13 protein-coding genes are annotated in these 14,472 nt (G+C 46.2%); 2 read left to right on the top strand and 11 right to left on the bottom strand.

Annotated features, from left to right (window positions below; genetic code table 11):
* Positions 1–50: 50 nt before the first annotated feature.
* From menC to menB, 6 genes are read right to left on the bottom strand one after another with little or no spacing between them, the layout of a single operon-like run.
* Entirely contained in the window at positions 51–1,178 is a 1,128-nt protein-coding gene (gene menC, locus ECA1_RS14035) for an o-succinylbenzoate synthase (protein WP_060792820.1), read from the bottom strand.
* 15 nt (positions 1,179–1,193) lie between these two features.
* Positions 1,194–2,033, bottom strand: a complete 840-nt coding sequence (gene menH / locus ECA1_RS14030; RefSeq protein WP_060792819.1) for a 2-succinyl-6-hydroxy-2,4-cyclohexadiene-1-carboxylate synthase — start codon at positions 2,031–2,033, stop codon at positions 1,194–1,196.
* Positions 2,030–3,742 carry a 2-succinyl-5-enolpyruvyl-6-hydroxy-3-cyclohexene-1-carboxylic-acid synthase gene (gene menD, locus ECA1_RS14025; protein ID WP_060792818.1) on the bottom strand — a complete coding sequence of 571 codons (1,713 nt, stop codon included), beginning with the start codon at positions 3,740–3,742 and terminating at the stop codon, positions 2,030–2,032. Before menD ends, menH begins: the two co-directional genes overlap by 4 nt.
* Positions 3,735–5,099 carry an isochorismate synthase gene (locus ECA1_RS14020; protein ID WP_060792817.1) on the bottom strand — a complete coding sequence of 455 codons (1,365 nt, stop codon included), beginning with the start codon at positions 5,097–5,099 and terminating at the stop codon, positions 3,735–3,737. Before ECA1_RS14020 ends, menD begins: the two co-directional genes overlap by 8 nt.
* Entirely contained in the window at positions 5,077–6,576 is a 1,500-nt protein-coding gene (gene menE / locus ECA1_RS14015; protein WP_060792816.1) for an o-succinylbenzoate--CoA ligase, read from the bottom strand. The genes ECA1_RS14020 and menE overlap by 23 nt, the downstream gene beginning before the upstream one ends.
* Positions 6,576–7,391, bottom strand: a complete 816-nt coding sequence (gene menB, locus ECA1_RS14010) for a 1,4-dihydroxy-2-naphthoyl-CoA synthase (protein ID WP_005228595.1) — start codon at positions 7,389–7,391, stop codon at positions 6,576–6,578. The genes menE and menB overlap by 1 nt, the downstream gene beginning before the upstream one ends.
* 188 nt (positions 7,392–7,579) lie before the next feature.
* Here menB and ECA1_RS14005 point away from each other — a divergent pair, with 188 nt between their 5' ends.
* Together ECA1_RS14005 and ECA1_RS14000 are read left to right on the top strand one after the other, a co-directional pair.
* Positions 7,580–7,948 (top strand): PaaI family thioesterase, encoded by a 369-nt coding sequence (locus tag ECA1_RS14005; RefSeq protein ID WP_016612672.1) that lies wholly within the window; start codon positions 7,580–7,582, stop codon positions 7,946–7,948.
* Between the two features lie 201 nt (positions 7,949–8,149).
* Positions 8,150–9,349, top strand: a complete 1,200-nt coding sequence (locus tag ECA1_RS14000; protein ID WP_060792815.1) for an AI-2E family transporter — start codon at positions 8,150–8,152, stop codon at positions 9,347–9,349.
* 46 nt (positions 9,350–9,395) lie between these two features.
* Here the strand turns inward: ECA1_RS14000 and ECA1_RS13995 are convergent, their stop codons facing one another.
* The 5 genes from ECA1_RS13995 to ECA1_RS13975 all read right to left on the bottom strand — a co-directional run bounded on the left by ECA1_RS13995 (position 9,396) and on the right by ECA1_RS13975 (position 14,247).
* On the bottom strand, positions 9,396–10,340 hold the full coding sequence (locus tag ECA1_RS13995) for an ROK family protein (protein WP_060792814.1): 945 nt from the start codon (positions 10,338–10,340) through the stop codon (positions 9,396–9,398).
* The gene (locus ECA1_RS13990; protein ID WP_060792813.1) at positions 10,337–10,975 is read right to left on the bottom strand and encodes a GyrI-like domain-containing protein; all 639 of its coding nucleotides are present in this window, start codon (positions 10,973–10,975) and stop codon (positions 10,337–10,339) included. Before ECA1_RS13990 ends, ECA1_RS13995 begins: the two co-directional genes overlap by 4 nt.
* A 276-nt stretch (positions 10,976–11,251) precedes the next feature.
* Complete coding sequence (locus ECA1_RS13985; protein ID WP_060792812.1) at positions 11,252–11,932, bottom strand: amino acid ABC transporter permease; 681 nt, start codon at positions 11,930–11,932, stop codon at positions 11,252–11,254.
* Complete coding sequence (locus ECA1_RS13980) at positions 11,932–12,783, bottom strand: transporter substrate-binding domain-containing protein (protein ID WP_060792811.1); 852 nt, start codon at positions 12,781–12,783, stop codon at positions 11,932–11,934. Before ECA1_RS13980 ends, ECA1_RS13985 begins: the two co-directional genes overlap by 1 nt.
* Positions 12,784–12,795: 12 nt before the next feature.
* Complete coding sequence (locus ECA1_RS13975) at positions 12,796–14,247, bottom strand: amidase (protein ID WP_060792810.1); 1,452 nt, start codon at positions 14,245–14,247, stop codon at positions 12,796–12,798.
* Positions 14,248–14,472 lie beyond the last annotated feature (225 nt).

The raw sequence follows: 14,472 nt of genomic DNA, 5'->3' as shown, positions 1-14,472 counted from the left end.
TTTCCCTGCTGGTCCTTTCTTTTGTTTTTACTGTTTTTTCTTTGCTGATGTTATTCTTTCGCTGATCGTTTTCTTGAGTAGATACATTCTTTAGGTTGCCCATATTGACTTAGCTTTGTTTCTGCTAACGTGATGCCAAAGCCCTTTCCATCAGGTACCAGCAGCTTGCCTTCATGCAAAGTTGCAGGCTGTGTAATGACATCATCATAAAAGTAACGATCAGAAGCGGAAAGATCCCCAGGAAAATGGAAAATATCTTGACTCGCAAATTGCAAATTCATGGCTCGTCCCACACCAGACTCAAACATGCCGCCTAACCAAACGAGTAGTCCATGGGTTTGACATCGATCAAGGATTCGCAAGGCTTCGGTGATCCCACCGACACGGGGGATTTTCAGGTTGATCGCACGGCAGCTGTCCAGGGCTGCGACGGTATCGACGTCTTCTGCCGTTCGAATATCTTCATCCAAACATAGAGGCGTCTTCATCTGCCGCTGTAGCTGACTGTGCCCCACCAGATCTCGTACCTTAAGTGGTTGCTCGATCATCACCAAGCCTAAGTCATCAAGTGCCAAAATGCGTTCTGGCTCACTCTGATAGGCTCCGTTTGCATCTGCCATCAAAAGCAATTCTGGAAAGGCTTGTCGAATCGCTCGCAAGGGTACCAGATCTTGCCCAGGCTTGATTTTTAATTTGATTCGTTGATACCCTTGGGCGACATAATCGGCAACAAGAGCCACTAGTTTTTCGACAGAGTCTTGTATGCCAAGACTAACGCCAACAGCGACACTCGGTCGGGTTGCGGTATAAAGCTCTTTCACACTTTGATGCGTTTGCTTGCCATATAGATCCCAAATCGCTGTTTCCAAAGCCGATTTTGCCATGTAGTTTCCTTGGACCGTTTGAAACAGCTGCCAAACTTCTTGCGGATGCTCGATCTCTTGGTCAATCAATAATGGGATCAGTGCTGTTTCAATCACTTGTCGAGCAGAAAAGAGGGTTTCTTCAATGTAATCTGGCTGCTCAAAAGCGACCAATTCACCGATGCCCATCGTTTTATCCTCTGTCGTCACCAAATAAAGATCAAAAGCTTTTTCTGTTAATTGTCCATAACTTGTCACAAAGGGTTGTTTGAGGGGCAAGCGACAGGCGATGCGTTCAATTTTTTCAATCTTCATTGCGTTCTCTCCTTGTCAATCAGCTGACTGTGGCCCCGATCCTTTTACAAACCATTGATCGATTTCATGACGAACCTGTGTCGGCTGTTCTAAATGGATACAATGTCCAGCATTAGCAACGACTTTGATGGTCATCTCTGGTTGCAGCTGCTTCATTTGGTGGGCGATTTTACGAAACTTTAAATCTTTTTCCCCCGCTAAATAAAGAATTTCACAAGCTAGCTGCGGAAGTGCCGACCAACAGCTTGGCTGTTTGCCAGTACCACCGTAAACCAAGCTTACTGCCAAGCCAAATTTGTTTTGCTGCAAGCGTCCTTGCCGTACAGCAGCCTGCTGCGCTAAAGGTAGCTCCTTTTGACTAGCAAACAACGGCAGTTCTTGCCAGTAATCGACAAAATCGACCAAAGGCTCCCTTAGTAAGCGCAACGCTAAGCGACGATCGTGCCGCTGACGAGCGAGTCGTTCCGCTGGATCAGCTAACCCAGGTGAACCACTCTCAAGCAAAAGATGGGTCACTGCCGTTGGTTCCATGACCGCCCAGACAAGTGCGATTCGCGCCCCCATCGAGTAGCCATACAGGCCATAACGTTCAATCCCTAACTTCGCTAAAAGGTGTGCGAGATCCTCCACCAGTAAAGGAAGTTCATAACGCATGGGATGGACATAAATCGATGAGCGTCCATGTCCAATCAAATCGATTGCCAATACATTGTAAGAACCTTCCTCTGCAAAAACCGGTCGAAAGCTTTCCGAAGAACCCGTGAAGCCATGCAATGCCACAAGGGTTGGTAAGGATGATCGATACGGCTGCAGCCACTGATAAAAATAACTGACGCCATTTATCGTGTCCTTCATTGCTGCGCTCCTGCCTCGCTAAACTGCTGTTGGAGTGCTTGCCAAGTGTTGACCGGATCTTTTTGCTCACCCTTCACTTCGATTATTTGAAAGCGCGGCTGTTGACTTGTTTCCGCTAAAATCGTTTGAAACTCTAGCAAAGAGGTCGGTGTGTGCCAATCTGCCTCATATAAGGCCGCCACTTTTTGAAACTCAAGATCTAACGGAGTACCAAAGAGCGGGACAAAGTCGTTTGGTTCTAAGGTGTTTTGTGACAGAAAGGAAAAGATCCCACCACCGTTATTATTCAGTAAAATGATCGTTACTGGCAATTGATACTGGCGCAGTAGTTGTAGGCCGTTCATATCATGGTACAACGCTAAATCACCAATCAACAAGTAGGTAGGCTTTTGACTGGCGGAAGCAATCCCAGCTACGGTCGAGACAAGGCCGTCGATCCCATTGACGCCCCGATTTCCATACACTCGATAAGTGGAGGAAGTTTTGCTGCCGTAGCGATCAAAGAAACGGATCGCATTGCTGTTTGCCAAAAGAATTTGCGCTTCTTCAGGTAGACATTGTTGGAGCATGCGCACAGCGCTGCTCTCATCCCATTGTTGCAACTGGGGACTTGCAGCAATCACCTGATCTGCCCGCGCTTGAAGTGCTTGCCATTGTTGTTGCCACGCCGTATGTTTGACGATCGGCAACTGGGTGATGGCCGCCACGAAGGCGCTGATCGCTGCTTCGATCAAATAGTTTGCCCGATGCAGCTGATCTTGCCACTGCCCTGATGGATCAACAAAGAGCCACGTCGTCGTATCGGCTGCTTTGTTCAACCATAATAGGACATTTTTGGTGACTGGTAAGCGACCAAAACGCACGACCACTTCTGGTTGGAAGGCAGAAGTCAATTGTAGGAAAACAAGATCGGCTTGACTGATAAATGTTCCTACTTTGGTACCGGCTGTCGCCAGATTGGTCAATGGATCGCCGACGATCGGCCAGCCTAATTTCTCCGAAAAAGCCAGCAACTGCTGCGCTTCTTCGATCGTAAGGCTTTCTCCAGCAATCAGAATACCTTTTTTCTCAAAGTAAGGGGCTAGCTGGGTGATCATCTCTGCTGACAGCTCTTGTTGTGGTGCCAGATAGCTCACGTCTTGCTGCATACTGCATTGGCGACTAAAGTCAGGCAACAGCGGCTCCCGTAATGGAAAGTTGATTTGGACAGGGCCTTTCGGCTGTTTTTGCGCTTCGATCGTGCAAGTTGCAGCTTGCCAAAAACTATAACGCAACAAAGCAGGATCGTTTTCTGGCACCGTCATCTCTACCATCTTTTTGACATGAGAGGCATACAAATTCTGTTGATCCATTGCCTGTGGCGCCCCAACGCCCCGCAGTTCTGGTGGGCGATCAGCCGTTAAGACGATCAGTGGCAAGTTGGTAGCTTCTGCTTCACAAACAGCTGGATAATAATTGGCTGCTGCAGTTCCAGAAGTACACAGTAAGATCGTTGGCTGGAGATCAACTTTGGACATCCCTAAAGCAAAAAAAGCAGCCGAACGTTCATCGACAGCCACCGTACAGGTGATCTCAGGATCACGATGCAATAGTAGCGCCAATGGCGTGGAGCGTGAACCGGGACTAATGACTGCTCGCTTCGCACCCGCTGCTTTTAGTCCTTGGATCGCCGCTAGTAAATAGTCTGTCATGACTGTCTGGTTATTCATCTCCTAAGATCCCTCTCCTCATCGGTTGAAATTTTAACCGTGTTTCTTGACGTTCGGATTCCGCATCTGAATCGGCAACGATCCCACAGCCCGCATACAGCGTTGCTTGATTGCCGCTAAAGAATCCTGAGCGGATCGCCACAGCAAACTCGCCAATATCTTCTTGAATACCCAACCAACCGATCGGTCCACCGTACATCCCTCTGCTGGCTGGTTCATGGGTACGAATCCATGAGACGGCTGCTTCTTTCGGTTCTCCCCCCAATGCTGGGGTCGGGTGTAGTTTTTGTACGGCGTTCAGAAAGTTGACTCCTGCCTTTCTTTGCCCTGCTAAAGGAACAAACAAATGCTGAATGTCACGATTTTTGATCACGGAACGGGCTTCTGATTGAAAGCCGTCAGCTAACAAAGTGTCCAATGCTTTTTCTAAGCGATAGACAACTACTTGATGTTCATGGGTATTTTTTGCGTCCGCTAAGAGGGCTTGTGCCAGTGCCTCATCTTCTTCTTTGGTTTTGCCTCTTGGTGCGGAACCTGCGATACTTACCGTTTCAAATTGATCGACAGTCGCTTTTAGCAAGCGTTCTGGCGTCGCACCAGCAAAAACATGGCCCCCATGTTCGATGGCAAAAAGATAGGTATTCGGCTGCTGTTGCGCCAACCGTTGCAACACCGCAGCACTAATGATCGACTGCTTCGTTTCTACCTTCATTCGTCTTGCCAGAACCACTTTTTTCAACGGTGTTTCAGTTGAGCGAATGGCTGCCACTGTCTCTTCGACCGCTTGCAGCCATTGGGGCACATCTAGTTCCTCTTGTGCCTGAAAAGCAGGCGTTTCTGCTACAAGACTCTTGTCCGAATTGGCCTGCAACCAGCTTGCGACTTTTTCCTGTAAGGCAGCGACTTTTTGTTGTCGTTGTTCCTCGGAAGAAGCGGCTACTGTATAAACGACGCCACACTGATCTCCAGTTTTGCTGACCAGTATTTCTGGCAACGCAAAGAGACCAGCACCTAGCTCAGCCCAATCCTGACTGACTTCTGCCTGTTCATCAAAAGCAAAACCGCCAACTAACTGCGCCTGAAAAGGTGCCTCTGGTTGATAGTGGGCTTGCTTTAAGAGAGAGCGGACTTCTGAAAAGTCTGCAAGTTTGGGTTGCGAAAAAGTGGCTAACCAACCCAACCCTACCATACTAGTCGTTTCATCAGGAGTACGCCAGAAATAGCGTTCCCCTCGATATTCTTGTGCCGCTGCATAAAGAGCCAGTAAGTCACACCTTTCTATAGGTTGATACTCACTCAAATAGGTTTTCCCGGCAGCGATCGCTGCCTCATAATTACTTGTTGATTTGCTGTTCAATGTAGTTCACTCTTTCTTCACTCAGCAATAGCCTTTTTAAAACTTTACCGCTTGCTGTGCGCGGCATTTCTCGCACGTGATAAAAACGGCGCGGAAATTTATAGTGGGCGATCTGCCCTTCTAACGTATCCAATAAAGCTTGGAAGTGGATCGGTTCATTTAACGTTAAATAAGCCGCGACAGATTGTCCCCACTCCTCGTCTGGTTCCCCCACCACAGCTGCCTCTTTGACCGCTGGATGCTGCAACAAGGCTTGCTCCACTTCTGCGGGATAGATGTTTTCTCCACCAGATATGATCAGTTCGCTTGCACGACTGACTACATACAAAAAGCCCTCTTGATCAAGATAACCTAGATCTCCTGTGGCAAACCAGCCCTCTTGGTCCCACTGCTGTGGACTGCGATCGTTCAAGTAACGAGTCGTGATCGCAGGTCCTTGCAGTTGGATTTCTCCGATCGGCTGGGTATTTTCAGCAGTCTGGTGGTCTGCCATTTTCCCATCAGTCGCAATTCGTAAATGGACACCTTGCAGGGGAACCCCAGAGGCGCCGATTTTTTCAGAAGCTTTTTCTGGCGGCAATGCCACCACTTGTGAACAGGTTTCTGTCATCCCATAGGATTGAATCACAGAAAGCTGATTTTGCTGGCATTTTTCCAATACACTTTTGGCAATCGGACCGCCGCCTAGCAGGATATAACGCAACGAATCAAAGCCTTGTTGGGGCACCAAGGGCAGCAAATCTGTCAACATTTTTGCCACCAGAGAAACGATCGTCCCTTTCCCTGCTTCAAGGTCTTTTGCCATTTCTCCAGCATCAAAGCGCTCATACAAACGAACACTCATCCCAAGTCGCAAGGACCGTAAGAGAATTGATAACCCACTGATATGATACAGCGGAACTGCACAAAGCCAACAATCCTCGCTAGTGATGGCTAAGTTTTTTTGAGTCGCTTCGGCACTTGCTAGATGATTCCCAAAGGTTTGGGGCACACCCTTGGGATTGCCAGTCGTACCAGAGGTATACATAATTGAAGCCACTTGCTCTGCTTGATAGATTGCTTTATTAGGAACAAACGAAGGAACAACAGAACCGATAAAAGCCTCCGCCTGTTTGATCGCTTGTCCAAAGGTCAAGCTGCGAACATCCGAAACCGCAGCCTGATCCGCCGTGATCACCCAGTCGCAGTGGGCATCTTGCAATTGGAAGGAGATTTCAGCGGCTGTCAATCGCGTATTCAGCAGCTGGACTTCGATCCCCAACTCCCATAACGCAAGGATCGTAAAGACCATTTCAGGGGCGTTATTGCTAAAAAGAGCTACCCGGTTTGGCTGATCAACGAATTGGGCTTGATAATAAGCAGCGTAAGCATAAACCTCTTTTTGCAAGGCAGCAAACGACCAGCTTTTTTCATGCCAATAAAAAGCTGGTCGTTCTGGATGAAGTTGTGCTTGCCTTTGCAGCCAACTCCCAGTCATTATGGGAATTTAGGGAATTGGTCGAAGTCTGGTTGACGTTTTTCTTTAAACGCGTCACGACCTTCTTTGGCTTCATCCATCGTGTAATACAATAAGGTCGCATCGCCAGCTAATTGCTGAATACCAGCTAATCCGTCCGTATCGGCGTTCATTGATGCTTTGATCATGCGTAACGCCAACGGGCTCTTTTGCAGCATCGTTTCTGCCCATTCCATCGTTTCATCTTCTACTCGATCAAGAGGAACGACTGTATTGATCCAGTTCATCGCCAATGCTTCTTCGGCGGTATATTGTTTTGTCATGAACCAAACTTCCTTGGCTTTTTTATGACCGATTGTCCGTGCAAGATAGCCCGAACCATAGCCACCATCAAAACTACCGACATTTGGTCCTGTTTGACCAAATTTAGCGTTATCAGCGGCGATCGTTAAATCACAAACCAATTGTAAAACATTTCCGCCGCCGATCGACCAGCCTTTGACCATGGCGATCACCGGTTTTGGTAACGTGCGAATCAAGCGCTGCAGATCCAATACATTTAAGCGAGGAACCTGATCTTCCCCAACATAGCCACCGTGACCACGGACTTTTTGGTCTCCGCCTGAACAAAAGGCTTTATCGCCGGCGCCTGTCAAAATAATCACGCCGATGCCTGGTTCATCGCGACTGATCGAAAATGCATCAATCATTTCAAACACCGTTTTTGGTGTAAACGCATTGTGGACTTCTGGGCGGTTAATCGTGATTTTCGCCACTTTTCCATGTTGTTCAAACAAAATTTCATCGTACTCTTTTAAGGTTTTCCATTCTCTCATTACTTGTTCCTCCTCAATTCACATAGCTCTATTATACACATATCTAGTCGCTTTTCGTTAGAAATTGCTTTGGTTAAGGGAATTTCTTAAGACTTCTCCCCCTGTTGCCGACTTTCTGAGAACTTCGGCTATTTCTACCAAAACTCGTGCTATAATCATGGTAACTTTCTTAGAAAAAGGAGCAAAAAATGAACTTACTAGAAGCCTTAGAAATCGAAGTAGAAGCAGCAACAGCCGATTTTGTTCGTTTACGGATGCCAATCAAAGAACAGCACAAACAGCCTTTTGGTCTCGTTCACGGTGGCATTAACGGCGTTTTGATCGAGACTGCCTGCAGCATCGGCGCCAATCAAGCTTTGGCTCAAGAAGAAGCCTTCGCCGCCGGCATTGACCTACAAGTCAACCATCTAGCCGCCGCTCAAGAAGGAACCCTGATCGTAGAAGCTAGTCCTGATCGTATCGGCGCTCGTATCCAAACTTGGCAAGCCACTATTTGGTTAGCTAGCGGGTTAAAAACTGCCGTTGGTCGCTGTACCTTGACGACAGTGCGCAAATAATTCTTTTCGCTCCTGTGTTGTAAACACGGGAGCATTTTTGGCCTGCTTTGAAGAAAGGTGCCACCAGTTAACCCCTTATCAAAGGTATTCTTTCATTATAAAGATATTGAGAATATGAGCGTAGTTTTTTCAAAAGGTACGTTGTTTTTTTACAGAATAGGGGTCTTTCGTTATAATGTAGCTAAGAAAGCGAGGCTTATTATGAAAAATAACCGATTGATCCACTTTTTAGGCGGCAAAACAAGCTATTATGTCTTAGGACTGATTATCTTGTCGGCAGTTGCTGTCTTTTTGCTAAATCAGATTTCTTTTTTATTTACACCCTTTTCAGCCATACTTACAGCTATTATCCCCCCCTTTTTATTTGGGCTGATCCTTTACTATCTGTTTAACCCGGTGGTCGATAAATTGGAATCGAAAAAAATTCCCCGCAGTGTTTCGATTGCTGGGATCTATCTTTTGATTCTTTTGTTGATCGTCTTTGCTGGTTTCCAGCTTTACCCGATTTTGGAGCAGCAAACCACCGATCTGATCAACAGCTTACCAAGTTTGGTCAGTGACTTTGAGAAAAACGCGACCGCCTTTTTAGAAAATACCCCGTTTCAAGATGAGATGGCACAAATTACAGACACATTGCAAAATATCACCAACAACATCATGAGTTTTATTGGGGACTATTGGGAAACTGGTGCTGCTGGGCTCAGCAGTTTGTTTTCAACGATTTCGACCTTGTTCATCGCTTTGTTTACGGGACCGATCATTGCCTTTTTCTTATTGCGCAACCCCAACAAGTTTTATTTTTCGGTCCTCTCATTAGTGCCACCACGTTTTCGCAAAGACTTTAATGAAATCGTCAAGATCTCTGACATACAAGTCGGTGCCTTTTTGAAAGGACAAATCATTTCTTCCTTAATTTTAGGGGCGATCTATTGGGTCGTTTTCCTCTTAATCGGCTTAGAGTATGCCAGTATTCTGGCGATCGCCGCTGGTCTGCTTTGCATCATCCCCTATATTGGTCCTTTTATCGTCTTTTTCCCGGGACTTTTCATTGCCGCACAAGACTCCACCGGGATGTTGGTTAAATTTTTGATTGCTTGGTTTGCTGTACAGTTGCTTCATGGGGATTTAGTCGTGCCCCGTGTGATGGGTGACCGATTGAAAATTCATCCTATTACGATTCTGGTTGTTTTATTAGTGATGGGTGATTTGATGGGGATCGTTGGGGTGATTTTCGGGATCCCAATTTATTGTCTGCTAAAAGTTCTTGTCGTTTACGTGTTCCGCAAATTCAAGCAGCGCTATAACCGCTATTACGGTCAAGAAGGCAAATACTTCCACAGTGCCTTCACTAGCAAAGATTACCTAGGTGACGAAGACAAAGACACCAAGAAAAAAGCTTAAAAAAACTGTCGCGAATCGTTGGTTCGCGGCAGTTTTTTGGTCTATTTTATTTCATCTCATGTTCCAAAAAGAAATGATAGAGCGCCCCTAATAAGTTGGCATCGTTTTGAAATTTGCACGCTTGGATCTCCGGCTTCGTCAAAGTCTGCTGCAAAATCGGTAAACTAGCTAGCAGTTGCTGATACTGACGGTCGATTTCTTCCACCACGATCGCTTGGGCACTGATGCCCCCGCCAATCACGAAGCGCTCTAAGTCGATCACGGCTTGAACATTGAGCATGACACACGCGATTTCTCGGCAATACGCTGTAAACAGCGCCCAGACCTGTGGTTGTTTCTGATTGATGGCGTCAAAAACTGCTTCACCATCCGCAAGATCAGCTAAGCCTAGCAGTTGGGCGCTGCGACGAATCATGGCGACCGCTGAACCGCTAAAACCTGCCAATTGCTGCAGGGTCAATCCCTGATTGACTGGTTGCTCAGCGTTTTCTTGAGTGTCACTTCTCTTAGTGGCATTTAGTAGAAAACTTAATTCCCCGGCTTGAAAATGTGCACCTTGGATCAGTTTTCCCTCAACGATTACGCCACCGCCCAAACCAGTATCTAATGTTATGGCAGCTCCGTTTTGAATCCCTTTAAGGTTTCCTAGCCACCATTCAGCTAATGCGGCTGCTTTGCCATCGTTGGTCACAGCCAGCGGCATTTGATACTTTGCCAGCAGCTGTTTTAAGGAGACCCCATCTAAAAAAGGCAATGCCCCGCCAAACGAGATTGTCCCTGTCTCTGGGTTGACTTTTCCCGGGGTACTAACCGCAATGCCCCGAATGCTTCCATGAACGTCCTGAACGATCGTTTCAATCCCCGTCAAAAATTCCGCAAGACTTTTCGGCGTATCCATCCGTCCTCGCGTCAGAATATTCCCCGAACGATCAATGACAGCCGATTTGATTTTCGTGCCACCGATGTCGATGCTTAAATAGTTTTTATTCACTGAATCCCACCTTCTACTTCTACTGCCCATCGCAGGACGGTTTTGGCTTTATCTGGTGAGACTTTTCGCGGATCAGACAAATAGATTTCTCGATGCTGGAACGTGTCCATCGTTGGACGGATCACTAACTGTTCTTGTTTTAACAGCTCCTTCATTTGCGCAAATGTTTCCGCTTCAGTATCAAAAGAGCCTGTATGCATTGCTTGCAGACACAGTCCTTCTTCATAACGTTCAAAGATGAGCTTCTCTAGATTTGGATTGTCTTTCTTCTCTTTGACGGCCAAGAGCTGTTCTTGAAACAGTGTTTCCGTGACTGGTTCTGGTTGGCGAATCATGATTTTGTAGATCAATTCTTCTTTGTTGACGGCACCGTCTGGCTTTTTCAGAGAGGTCCACACACCTTCTAAAGGAAAGACCGTGTATTCAAAGGGTTCATTGCCAAAAGCCCCTTTTTTTAACCCCATCCTGAGTGAATAAGAAATCGTATATAAAGCGGCGATCTCTTCGCTGAATTCAGGTCGATTCGGATTGCCGCTGCCGCTTAAACTGATAAATTGATACGTTGGCACCTCGATCACTGTTGGTTTTTTGGGAAGATAGAGCTCTTTTTCTAGTTTGCGCCATTCATACTTCATAAGGACCCTCCTCGATTTGCTTTTCTTTATTTTACCATGAATCACTTGAGCCGACCGAATGAAATATAGGCTGTTTATGTGAAGGAAAATAACTTGGTCAGCACCATTTTCATACTGAAACTAGTTTGACATTACAGAAATTTCTCTATCTTCCTTGCCTTTGCTCATTGTTTTACTATGGCAATCTCCTTTCTTCTATCTTTTCAAATACAAAAACTGCAGAAATCAATTCAAGAAGAGAGTGATTTCTGCAGTGATCGAGCCTCGGCTCTTTTTTTATTGTCTTACAGCCTCATTAGCGGCAAAGCGTTTTGAAAAATGTTGTTCTAATCGCTTTTGCCCGGCTTCAATCAAAATGCACAACAGCCAATAGATGATGGCAACTAGCACATACATGGACATATAATCAAAGGTTCGTCCGCCAACGATCTTAGCTTTTTGAAAAATATCAGGAATCGTGATCATTGCTGCCAAGGAGGTTCCTTTCAACAAATCCATTGCCACATTACTCAATGCCGGTACAGAAATACGAAAGGCTTGCGGCAAAATAATCAGACGCATCGTTTTCGTAAAGGATAACCCTAACGCATAGGCAGCATCAAATTGCCCACGATCCACACCAGCAATTGATCCTCGGTAGATTTCCCCGATAAATGCGCTGCTGGTCAATGTAAAACAGATGATCGCAGCACTGAGCGCCGACAATTGATAAGGCAAGCCAAAATACAGTAGGAACAACAAGACCAACGCTGGGACGCCTCTTAGAAATGAGAGGTAGCCCCGCACGAACCCTCTAATGAATGGATTTTCCAACATCCCTAAGAAGGTGAGTGTGATCCCTAATACGTTGCCTCCTAGAAACGAAACGACAGCAATGCCGACCGTATAGGACAAGCCCGACAGCAAATAGGGCAATGACTCCCACATCAACGGCAAATCAAGGGTTGGAATATACATTAGTCTGTTTCAACCGTTTGGATCGCTTGATCAGATTTTACTGAAATATCGGTTTGAAAATACGTTTCCGCAAGTTCTTTTAAACGGCCGTCTTCTTTCATTTCTGCTAAAACAGCATCCACTTTTTCCTGTAATGCTTGATGATCTTTCACGAATAAGAAGCCCGTTTCATTCGGATTAAAGTAGACATCTTCCAAAATTTTTACAGGGATATCTGGCAAAGCAGCGACTGCCATTTTTTGCAAATAGTAATCATTCAAGATCACATCCGTTCGACCATTCGCAACATCTGTCAAATACTGATCATTCGTTGCGTTGTCGTAAGTCACTAATTCTGCCCCATAGGATTCCGCTAAGCGCATGTAGCTGGTATTCGGTTCACCAGCAGCTTTTTTGCCATCCAAATCTTCTAAAGAAGCAATCCCAGAGTCATCACTTTTTCGCACGATCATACTATCGAACGAGTATTTGATAGGCGTTGAGAGACTGAATTTTTCCGCCCGTTCATCCGTCAAACCAAAATCGTTGGCAGCAAAATCAGTTTCTCCACGTGTTAAAGAAGAAACTTGTCCATCGACATTGTACTCTTTAAATGTGATCTCTACGCCTAATCGCTTGGCGACTTCTTTTGCCACATCGACATCATAGCCCACTAATTCATTTTCATCGTTATAGTAAGACGATGGATACAAGGTTCCCGAAGTAGCAACAACCAATGTTTTGGCTTCTTCCACCTTGCTTAGACTGGTGTCTTCTTCCGTTGGTTTGCTGCAGGCACTTAACAAGACTCCCGCAAATAAACCTAAAAAGCCAACCATTGCAACGATTTTCCCTTTTCTAACTTGTTTCATAATATCCTCCTCTTAGTCTCCTTGTTTTGGCAACAGAAATCGTTGCTGTGTTTCAAATAAATAGCCGACTTGGAAAAGTAGATCTTCTCTGCCTTTAGACGCCATAAATTGGATCCCTAGCGGCAACCCTTCCTCGCTAAGAGCAGTTGGCAAGCTGATGGCTGGCTGCCCCGTTAAATTGGCTAATTGAGTGTAAGGTGTCAGAGCATAGCTCTTGGCAAACATTTCTTCGATCAACTCACCCGCAGCACTTTTTCCAAGCGATTCGATCTCATGCAGTCTTTGGCGAATGCTATCGCTTTGTAAGGCTTCCTCAATCAAAGGGGCTGGATAAGCCGTCGTCGGGGTCAAAAAGAGATCATAGGTTGAAAAGACTTCTTCCATTTTTTCTGCCAATTGATCCCACCACTGCAAGGCAAGAACGTAATCGGCGGCAGGCAGTTTTTTGCCATATTGGTAAAGTGCCCAGGTCATCAATTCCATCTCTTCCCGTCTGACCGGTACTTGACGAGCAGCATTGATCTCAGCAAACATCGCAGCTGTTTCGCCGCCATTCATGGCGTAATAGGTGGTCATCATTTGCTGACCAGCCACTGGATAGCCCACTTCAACGACTTCATGCCCCTGCTTTTCTAAAAATGCGGCTGCACTTCGGACTGCTTGGATGGCGGTTTCAGACACTTGGCCACCGGTCGGCGATGCGATAGTAAAAGCAACCTTCAACCGCGTTTTTTGACTCGCTTGCTGATGATGCCATTCTACTTGCGGTGCCTGATAAGGGGCAGTCGGCTGTGACGTCCGCAACGCATAAAACAACTGTTCCGTATCACGCATGGAAAGCGTCAACGCAAAGTTGATAGAAGCGCCTTGCCAGCTGCGCCATTCACTAGGACCCACTGGCATCGTGCCACGGGTTGGCTTCAAACCGATCAATCCGCTAAAGGATGCTGGAATGCGGATCGATCCGCCGCCATCACTGGCACCCGCAATCGGAAACATCCCCGAAGCCACTGCCGCTGCCGCACCACCACTGGAACCACCAGCTGAATAGGCAGGATTCCACGGATTACGTGTAGGCCCATACAATGTTGGATCAGTGATATTTTTGAATCCAAATTCTGGTGCATTGGTTTGCCCTAACGGCACAAAGCCTGCCTCTTCTAAACGAGAGACAAAATGTGCCGTGCGGCTGGCTCGTGCTTTAGCAAACAGTTTGGCTCCTGACGTTGCTGGCCACCCTGCTTTGGTTTGGCCGAGTATTTTTAACGGCATGGGTTGTCCCCCAAAAACCGTTTTTTGAAGATGCTGCTCGTAATGCTGGATCGCTGCTTGCGGATCAAATGTTACAAGCGCATTCAAAAGCGGATTTTGTTGATTGACTTTTTCTTCGATCATCGCCACCCGCTCTGCAAAACTGATTTTTCCTTGCCGCAATTGTTCCGCCCAATAGGTCGCATCTTGCATGCTTGCCCCTCCTTTTCCTCAAACCCTCAAACAATTATCTAAACTGTAACACATGAAAAATTCTTCTTTATATAGACTACAATATACCAAACACTAGGAAATCTTTCAACAAAAATAGAACAGTTTTTAAACCTGTATCATATCGTTATCAAACGTTCCCATCTTTTTACTACCAGTTGTCGACCAACGCTTCTTCTTAGCTGTCCCCATCATTACCTAACAAAA

The organism is Enterococcus casseliflavus NBRC 100478 (genome assembly GCF_001544095.1).
Classification (GTDB): Bacteria; Bacillota; Bacilli; order Lactobacillales; family Enterococcaceae; genus Enterococcus_D; species Enterococcus_D casseliflavus.
Note: the sequence above shows the minus strand (reverse complement) of the source record. Positions and strands in the feature narration are given on the sequence as shown.